Below are 8,932 nucleotides of genomic sequence, written 5' to 3'. Positions count from 1 at the left end.
AAACCGGCTACCGGGCGGCTACCGCCACCCCGGTACCTGGTACCGCCTTACCGGTCCCTAAAACAAGCCCGCGTCAGCCACCATTGCCAAGATAACCGCGCTGAGTGAGGAATGGGTGGCAGACAAGGCCCTCCCCGAAATGGGTTTTACCCTCGGCGGACTAGAAGAGATGAAAGTCCCCGGCACCCGCCTCCTTGTAGCCGAAGACCAAGACGGTACGCTCCACGGCCTGACCAGTTGGATGCCGGTCTTTGAAAAGGTTGCATAGCGGGATACACGCTCGACGTCATGCGCCGCAATGAACATGGATTCAAAGGTGTCATGGAACTACTTATTTCAGAAGCCATGCTCATCGCCCACTCCGAGGGCTGCGCCTGGATTTCTTTATCCGGCGCTCCCCTCGCCGGCGAAGCCGCAGCGCCAACGTGGCTCGATAACCTCCTGCACCGGCTAGGCAAAGAAGTAGAGCCCTTATATGGATTCCAAAGCCTGGCAGCAAGCAAAAAGAAGTTCCAGCCCGAAGAGCACCCTTGGTTCCTGTGCTACGACGACGAGCTGAAACTTCCTAATATCGGTCTAGCGACCGTGCACGCCTACCTTCCAGACCTCAAGACCACGGATGCGGTCAAGGCCTGGATGTCCAAGCATTAATCCGCAATCGCCTCCAGCGGCGGGGTCTTTGCCGCGCGTTGCGATGGCCATACTGCTGCGATGACGCCCACAACCGCGGATCCCAGCAGCATGATCACCAGCATGCCCCACGGAACCTCGGCATCCCCAAGGCCTTGGTCATTAAGAATCTCGATGAAGGACCAGCCCAAGCCGAGGCCGATGAGGATGCCCATGATCGCGCCAAAGAGCGAAATCTGCACCGACTCCAGCGTGATCATCCGGCGGATTTGGCGGCGCTGCGTACCCACCGCACGCAACATGCCAATCTCCTGGCGGCGCTCGATAACACCCAAGGTCAAGGTATTGACAATGCCCAGCACGGCAATGATCACGGCGAGTGCGAGAAGACCGTAGAGAATGGCCAGCATCTGGTCGATGAAGCCAGCGGCCTGACCCGCATATTCCTTACCGGTGTTGACCTGCACCACCACGAGATCCTTGACGGCATCCTCGAGGTTCTGGCGTAGCTCTTCCTTGTCGTAGCCTTCTTTACCTAATACGCCCACCATCTGCACGGAGAATTCTCCGTCAGCGGCAACTTCTTCTGCCACGTCCTGCGAAACCACCATATTTTGAATGGTCTCGATGGGCTCAAAGGTACCGACCAGTTTGGCTTCCGCAGTTTTGCCCGGCTTGCTGCCGGTAACCTCGTAGGTCTCTCCTACCTTCCAGCCATTTTCTTTGGCAAAGTCTTCCGTGGCGGCAAAGCCGCCTTCAATATTGGCATCGCCTTCTACCATGTTCATCGCCAGCATCGAGGTGGGGTCAGCATCCACCGTCACGGTAAACAAACCGCCAGTGCCAAAGTCCAAGGAGGCCTGACCGTCCACGGCAACCGGTGCCGAGCCAACGGTAATGACCTTATCCACACCGTCTGCCTCTGCGGCACGCTCGCCGGTTTCCTTCGGCGTCGGGAAGCTTCCGGAGCTTGGACCGGACAAGATGTAGTCCGACGTAATAGTTTGGTCCACCGTATCCGAGATGGAAGCCTTCATTGTCTGGCCCAGCATGCCGATGCTCGTGACCAATGCCACGCCCAAGGTCAGGGCAAAGGCCGTGGCGGCAGTGCGGCGCGGGTTACGCCGCGAGTTGGTAGCGGCCAGTTTGCCGATGGACCCGAAAGGCGCCCCAATTGCCTTACCCAGCGTTGGCACCAGCGGCAAAGAGAGCGCCGGTCCTGCCAAGAAGAAGCCGATAATCACCCCGACGGCGCCGAGGCCGACGAGGATGGCGCGGACGTTCGTTTCGGCATCGCTAAGCACGCCCGCAAACGCCGCAATAATGCCGCCGATCATGAGGATCGCGCCGAAAATCGTGCGGACCTTCAGCGAAGAACCGGAGGCCGACTCCGTCGTGCGCATCGCTTCAACCGGTTCCACAGCACCCGCGCGCCGTGCCGGGGCCCATGCGGAGACCACAGTGACAATCGTGCCCAAAATGATCGGGACTACCACAGCGGAAACGCTCAGGCCCAGGCCACCGCCAATGTCCATACCGTTGGCGCCCATAACCGCTTTGATCACGGCGACCAATCCCACGCCGGCAACGACACCGACGATGGATCCCAGAACGCCCACGATGACGGATTCCACCACAACGGAATTGGTGATCTGGCGGCGCGACGCGCCCAAAGCACGCAAGAGCGCGAACTCCTTGATGCGCTGGGCCACGATCATGGAGAACGTATTGGCAATAATAAAGGTGCCCACCAACAAGGCGATTAGACCAAAGGCAACGAGGAAGTAGTTCACAAACTTCAATGCCTCGGTCATTGCCTCACTGGTCTGCTCTGCAAGGCGCTCACCGGACTCGGCTTTGATGTCGAACTTGTCATTGAGGTCATCAACAAGCGCATTTGCCTCCACACCATCGGCGGCAGAGACCTTCAGCTGAGAGGGATCACCAAAGCGCTCCAGGTAATCCGACTCATCCATGCGCAGCTCGATGCTATCGCCCTGCTCCACCGGCGGCTCCACGATGCCCGTAACCTTAACCTCATCCTGGCTATCCGGATGAACCACCAAAAGCTTCTGACCAACGGAGATATCGTATTTCTCCGCAGCGGACGAATTGATCGTTACCTCATCTTTGGCCTTTGGCTCATCGCCTTCCGTGAGTTCGCTCGCGCCACCGACGGTTTTATCCGCGGAATAGTACGGCACGAGGCTCGCAGTACCGCTTTGGGTTTGGAAGGCCTCCGAGTTTTCATCGGCAACAACCACAGTCTGCGAGTCAGCGACGTTGATGTTTTTAACGTCGTCATCATCAAGCAGCTGCTTGCGCAGCCCTTCATCCAGCTTCTGGTCGCTGTCATCGTTCTCACTGACCACCGCGTCTACCCCGCGGAATTGGTTATCCACCGCAGAATCAAAAGTGGCCTTCAATGAGTTAGTGAACATGAAAGAGCCAGCAATAAAGGCGGTGCCCAAAACCACCGCCAGAATTGTCAGGCCAAGGCGCAATTTATGCGCCAAAACATTGCGCACGGATACCCTGCGCATTGCGTTTCCGCGTGCCATTTAACCCTCAATCTCTGCCATTACATTGTGAATGGCCTCCATCGTTGGATCCTGCAGTTCATTAACGAGCTTGCCATCAGCAAGGAAAACAACACGATCGGCGTACGACGCCGCCTTAGCATCGTGCGTCACAATGACCACAGTCTGGTTATCCTGGTCCACCGCAGTGCGCAGAATATCCAATACCTCGGCCGAAGAATTGGAATCCAAGTTACCCGTAGGCTCATCGCCAAAAATAATCTCCGGCCGCGACACTAAGGCGCGAGCACAGGCGACACGCTGCTGCTGACCACCAGACAGCTCAGCCGGGCGGTGCTCCAAACGCTCCGCCAGCCCCAGGCGACGGGTGACTTCTTCAAACCATTGCTTGTCGACGTCCTTGCCCGCGATATCAGTCGGCAGCGTGATGTTTTCCGCAGCCGTCAAGGTAGGGACCAAGTTGAAGGACTGGAAAATAAATCCTAAGCGGTCACGACGCAACGCCGTAATTTCCTTGTCATTGAGGTGCGACATATCGGTATCACCGATAAACGCCGAACCAGAGCTAGCAGAGTCCAACCCTGCCATCGTGTGCATCAACGTGGACTTGCCCGAGCCCGAAGGGCCCATAATGGCCGTGAATTGGTTCTTTCCAAACTCAATGGAAACGTGATCAAGGGCGATAACCGCCGTATCATCGCTTCCGTATTGCTTAAACAAGTCAACGGCGCGCGCCGCGGCATCAGTCATAAAGCGTGTTCTCCTTGTAAATGGGAAATTACCTTTCTACATAGTAACCCGCCTGGTCGCAGTGTCCCATCATCCCATGGGCTGATTTGGGGGCCAGTTCAATTTTTTGGCGGGTGGGGCGTCCTTTTCGTTTGGAAGCCAAACCTGCAGTTCAGCGCCCGTTGACGGGTCGCTCTTCATTGCTGGTGGCTCGGGGGCGATCGGCACGGTCGCCATCCAACTTGCACGCCAACGCGGATGGCACGTTGCCGCATCCGCGTCGAAACCCAATCACGACTACATGCTTTCGCTCGGCGCGCACAAGGTAGTTGACTACGGCAACCCCCATTGGCGCGAGCAGATCCTGGAGTGGATGCCCAATGGCGTCGACGCTGTCTTGGCGGTGCAACCGGGCACCTCGGCGGAAAGTTTGCCCGTCGTGAAGGACGGTGGAACATTGGTGTCGATCTCCGGAGATGCACACATCTCCGAACGTGGCATACACATAACGGGGTCCCCTATCAAATGGACGTTCTCGATGATTTGGTGCAACTCATGGAGCAGATCGCCGCAGGGGAGATTCATTTGGAGCTTGAGCAGGTTTATCCGTTTGCAGATGCCCTGGCTGCCCTGGCGAAAGTACAGACCCGGAGGGCTCGAGGCAAACTCGTGCTCAGACGAGAGTAAAGCACATGGCCGAGGAACCATGCGGATTCAAGAAGGTGCTGCCTTGCCGAATTCTCAGCCGGTCCGGGTTATTTACAACTCTCTACCCCGTATTTAATTCATGGCTTGCGGGTAAGAGGCGGACGATGTTGAGCCGGAAGGGTTGGCATGTCAGACCGCCCAAGGCACGGGCACTGCTTGGGGCTCGGGACTACAGGGGGAGCATCTTGTACGGATGCTGATGACTTCTTCGAAGACGGGACTTGCTGCCACCGGCTACGGTTTGGCAGCGGCCACAGCGACCAGTTCGGCCGCGACTCCTGTCAATCGTCGAGGTCCTGACCAGACGGCCGTCAGGGGGCGGCTGATCCCTTGACCCTCAAAGGGAACGCGCAACAGGTCCCCGCTCTCGAGCTGGCTACGAAGGGCGAGTTCGCTCAGGACAGCAGGACCCGCCCCGGAAGCAACAGCAACGCGCACCGCGGCGTTGCTGGCAAGCACCTGCATCGGCTCGACAGTGACGGCCCCAGCCAACACCTCTTGCAGCGCCTCGCGGGTACCTGAGCCAGGCTCCCTGACAACCAAGGGGGTTTCCGCCAGCTCTTGCAAACCGATCCTGCTCGTACGGTTCGCCCATTCATGGTTGGGAGCGACAACTACCAGCAACTCATCCTCTTGGACGACCCGGGCATTCAACCGCATGGGAACGTTCGGGGTCTCAACGAAACCCAGTTGAAGAATGCCCCTTTGCACTTCTTGGAGAACCTGCGCCGAATTCAGCACCTGCACCTCGATGCGGACCGGCGGCAATCGACGTTTCAACTCTGTCAGCCAGACCGGTAGCAGGGTTTCTGCGATGGTCATGCTGGCCCCCACACGAAGTTCCAACGTTTCGTTGCTGCGGCTAGACCGTGACCAATCGTTGAAGCGTTGCCCGGCATCAAGTAGTTCACGGGCTTGAACAGCCAGCAACAACCCCAGTGCCGTCGGTTCCGAACCGCGGGGGCTGCGCTCAAGCAAAGCCGTTTTCATCCCCGTCTCCAGCTCCGCGATGGCTCGGCTTGCGTTGGGCTGCGCCATCCCCACTTTCCGTGCGCCTGCCCCCACGCTGCCTTCGTCCACCACGGCAACGAAGAGTTCCAGTACTTGAAGGTTCGGCCAAGCTTCGCTCATATCAAAAGCATATACCATGATGCGAAATTGCCGTCTAGCGGGCTGACGGGGATCAGTGAAGTATGGAAGTATGTCAACGCAAATACAACAGACAGATCTCATAACAGCCCGCCGCGGCTCCTACGCACTGAAAAAATATTCCCCCGGGTTGCTTTTGTGTGCGGTCGCTGTGGCAATCGCGATGACCGTTAACGTCTTCCTTCCCGGTGTCAGCCCACTGATCGTCGCGATCGTGCTCGGCATCGCCCTGACCAACGTGGTTCGCCTACCCGAGTCCACGGCACCGGGACTGACGCTGGCTTCCAAGAAGCTGCTCCGATTGGGAATCGTCTTCCTGGGCCTGCAACTGGTGCTCTCAGACATTGTCTCCCTCGGTGCGCCCATGCTCGTGGTCATCGTGTGCATCGTGGCCGGAGGCATTTTCGGAACCATCCTGATCGGGCGGCTGATGAAGATGCGTTCCGCCCAGGTTCTGCTCATAGCATGTGGTTTCTCTATTTGCGGCGCCGCCGCTGTGGCCGGAGTCGAAGGGGTCACCGACTCAGACGAAGAGGACGTGGTCACCGCCGTGGCCTTGGTGGTCATCTTCGGCACACTCATGATTCCGGCGATTCCCTTGCTCGGCCAGCTGCTGGGCATGGAGCCTGAACTCAACGGCATGTGGGCCGGTGGCTCCATCCACGAGATCGCTCAGGTTGTCGCCGCCGGAGGAATAATCGGCGGCGGGGCGCTGGCTGTCGCCGTCATCGTCAAACTCGCCCGCGTCCTGCTGCTCGCCCCGATCGTCGCGATTTTGAGCATTCGCCAACGCCGGTCAGGAAACGTCAAACCCGATGAAAAGCGTCCTGCGATCGTCCCACTGTTCATCATTGGCTTCCTGGTCATGATCGTGCTCCGTTCCACACTGGACCTGCCCGAGGGCCTCATCCACGCAGGAAGCCTCGCGCAAACGGCTTTGTTGTCCGCCGCAATGTTTGGACTGGGATGTGGGGTGAAGATCCGCAACCTCATCCGGGTCGGAGCCCGACCCTTCATCCTGGCCGCAGCCTCAACCATTCTCGTCACAGGCATCGCACTTGCAGGCATCGAACTCGTCCACCTCTGATAGGGAACCACATCCTGCAGTCTCCGCCCAAGCTGATACCTCGTCCGCCCACCACATGACCTTTTAGGAAGGAACCTGACTTGACATTTCTCACCGGTCCAGCTCCGATTATCGTCGGCGTCGACAGCTCCGATTCTTCAAGGTGGGGGCGCCCTTTCTCTTTATTCGGTGAACGTTGCCCAGGCGGAGAAAGTGCAGGTAAAACCACACGCTAGCGAGACCTGGGGGCGTGCCTTCGCCAGCCCTTGTAAAAGCCGCCCACGAGGGGAAATGTGCGTAAGGCTACCTGTAGGCGTGCCTGGAACCGTAAATGTCCTGCCATGTGGCAAGCGCCGTGGGGCGTATATTCACCCGCCCCCATCGCCGCATCTATGCGTTCTTCAACGCCCGATACACAGTAGGGCGAGTGACTCCGAATTCCCGTGCCAAGGCTGCTTTCGACTCCCCTGCCATTGTGCGCTGCTTAATCTCCGCTACTTGCTGCGGGCTAAGAGCAGGCTTGCGGCCTTTGTACTTTCCTGCCTTTTTCGCCAGCGCAATCCCCTCTGCTTGGCGTTCGCGGATAATGGCCCGCTCAAACTCCGCAAACGAACCTAAAATGCCTAGCATTAAATCCGCGCGTGGATCTGTGGTGTCTTTCGCATGAAGCGTCCTGGGTTTAGTTCCGCTTCTTTTACGGCCCTGTGTTGATGGGCTGGGTGAGATAGTACTCGGTTTCTACTTCCTGTGGGGTGGCGTAGTCCAAAGCTTCATGAAGCCGCTTGGTGTTCCACCAATGCACCCACCGCAAGGTGGCCAGTTCGACTTCTCCGACCGACGTCCACGGGCCTTGGGCATGAATCAGTTCAGCCTTGTAGAGACCGTTGACTGTTTCGGCTAGCGCATTGTCGTAAGAATCGCCGACTGTTCCCACACTCGGGCGGATTCCTGACTCAGCTAGCGCAGTGGAATACTTCCACGACACATACTGGCTGCCCCGATCGCTATGGTGAATTAACTGGTTTCCATGAATTCGCCCTGCAGTCGTTAACGCATGCTCCAAAGCCTCCATCGGCAGCGCGTCGGTGCGCATTGTCGATCGTGTAGCGACACCAACAGTTTTTCGGCTGAATACATCCACGACAAATGCGGTGTAGGCGAATCCTGACAGGGTGCGAACGTAGGTAATGTCGCCCAACCCACAACCTGCCTGGCGCCTGCGCACGGAAGTCTCGCTGTACAAGGTCTGGGCGATGATCCGGTGCCTTCGGGCTAATCGTTGTCACAGGGGTTCGTCCACGTCGGCGGCCGGAAACACCTGCGAGTTTCATCAGACGTGCGGTCTTGTCGCGGCCGATATGAAAGCCTTCACGGTTCATGGCGTGCCACATTTTGCGGATGCCGTAGACCGAGAAGTTTTCCGCATGCACACGTTGTATCTCTGGGATGAGCAGGCTATCGCTTAAGGCTCTTGCGCTGGGAACACGTGTGGTGGCTTTGCGGTAGCCGCGTGAGGTGATGAATCCACGATCTGCTTGTTTAAGGACTCTGCAGATGGACCCGGGCCCCAAACTGATCTTTATACGCGTCGATGTAAGAGATCATTTGGTCTTAGGGTCGGTCGAGTTCCGCTGCGAAAAAAGCCGAAGCAGTCTTAAGAATCCCGTTTGCTCGTTTCAGTTCGCGGTTTTCTCGGCGCAGACGCCCCAAGCTCTTCTTCCATTGTTTCGCCGCCTGAAGCGTCAGAGTCATCACGTACTGAAGCGCTGTCACGGTACCAAGCCCGCAACGTGTGGTGAGATACTCCAAGCAGCTCACCGACCTCCGTGTAGGCGCGTTGCAGTGAGCAAGACTCCAGGCGGACCATTTCGATGATCTGATGGACCGCCTTCTCCTTGAACTCGACGGAATATTTTCTAGGCATAGTTCAATCCTTCGTTAGCTGAGGTAGGAACTAAACCCAGGACGCTTCAATAATGCCCTGGCAGAGTCATTTAACGCCACCTTAAAGCGTGAAGTTCTGCGTGATCGGAATGAAGTGTCCCAGGTTTTGTTCCGTTTGAGTAGATGGGAAAATCTGGAACATGCCAAGAAAATTTGACCAGGATGC

The 8,932-nt window shown here is 57.6% G+C and carries 5 protein-coding genes and 3 pseudogenes; 3 read left to right on the top strand and 5 right to left on the bottom strand.

Translation table 11 applies throughout. The annotated features are described in order from the left end of the window. Positions 1-91 precede the first annotated feature (91 nt). Positions 92-651: pseudogene (locus QP970_RS11290) on the top strand (phosphatidylglycerol lysyltransferase domain-containing protein); the annotation flags it as partial. Here QP970_RS11290 and QP970_RS11285 read toward each other — a convergent pair. Continuing rightward, complete coding sequence (locus QP970_RS11285; RefSeq protein ID WP_284869944.1) at positions 648-3,191, bottom strand: ABC transporter permease; 2,544 nt, start codon at positions 3,189-3,191, stop codon at positions 648-650. The pseudogene QP970_RS11290 and the gene QP970_RS11285 sit on opposite strands and share 4 nt — an antisense overlap. Further along, positions 3,192-3,920 (bottom strand): ABC transporter ATP-binding protein, encoded by a 729-nt coding sequence (locus QP970_RS11280; RefSeq protein ID WP_023023749.1) that lies wholly within the window; start codon positions 3,918-3,920, stop codon positions 3,192-3,194. A gap of 106 nt (positions 3,921-4,026) precedes the next feature. Here QP970_RS11280 and QP970_RS11790 point away from each other — a divergent pair. Beyond that, a pseudogene (locus QP970_RS11790) lies at positions 4,027-4,586 on the top strand (zinc-binding dehydrogenase). Positions 4,587-4,841: 255 nt separating this feature from the next. On the opposite strand, the gene QP970_RS11265 reads toward QP970_RS11790, so the two are convergent. After that, a complete protein-coding gene (locus QP970_RS11265) occupies positions 4,842-5,738 on the bottom strand; it encodes a LysR family transcriptional regulator (RefSeq protein WP_034654218.1) in 897 nt (298 codons plus the stop codon). 70 nt (positions 5,739-5,808) lie between these two features. Between QP970_RS11265 and QP970_RS11260 the strand changes: the two genes are divergently transcribed. Next, positions 5,809-6,843, top strand: a complete 1,035-nt coding sequence (locus QP970_RS11260) for a YeiH family protein (protein ID WP_023023753.1) — start codon at positions 5,809-5,811, stop codon at positions 6,841-6,843. Positions 6,844-7,212: 369 nt separating this feature from the next. On the opposite strand, the gene QP970_RS11255 is transcribed toward QP970_RS11260, so the two are convergent. Both QP970_RS11255 and QP970_RS11250 read right to left on the bottom strand, forming a co-directional pair. Further along, positions 7,213-7,548, bottom strand: coding sequence for a recombinase family protein (locus QP970_RS11255; protein WP_255342555.1), 336 nt, complete (start codon positions 7,546-7,548; stop codon positions 7,213-7,215). Next, positions 7,517-8,746, bottom strand: a pseudogene (locus QP970_RS11250) (IS3 family transposase). The gene QP970_RS11255 and the pseudogene QP970_RS11250 overlap by 32 nt, the downstream one beginning before the upstream one ends. Positions 8,747-8,932 lie beyond the last annotated feature (186 nt).

It is taken from the genome of Corynebacterium sp. MSK073 (assembly GCF_030232085.1).
In the GTDB taxonomy this organism is placed as follows: Bacteria; Actinomycetota; Actinomycetes; order Mycobacteriales; family Mycobacteriaceae; genus Corynebacterium.
This window is presented reverse-complemented; position numbering and strand designations above follow the sequence as displayed.

Bases quoted from the DNA above. Each gene is read 5' to 3' on its own strand.
- QP970_RS11285 (WP_284869944.1), bottom strand. From the start codon at position 3,191: ATGGCACGCGGAAACGCAATGCGCAGGGTATCCGTGCGCAATGTTTTG.
- QP970_RS11260 (WP_023023753.1), top strand. From the start codon at position 5,809: ATGTCAACGCAAATACAACAGACAGATCTCATAACAGCCCGCCGCGGC.
- QP970_RS11265 (WP_034654218.1), bottom strand. From the start codon at position 5,738: ATGAGCGAAGCTTGGCCGAACCTTCAAGTACTGGAACTCTTCGTTGCC.
- QP970_RS11280 (WP_023023749.1), bottom strand. From the start codon at position 3,920: ATGACTGATGCCGCGGCGCGCGCCGTTGACTTGTTTAAGCAATACGGA.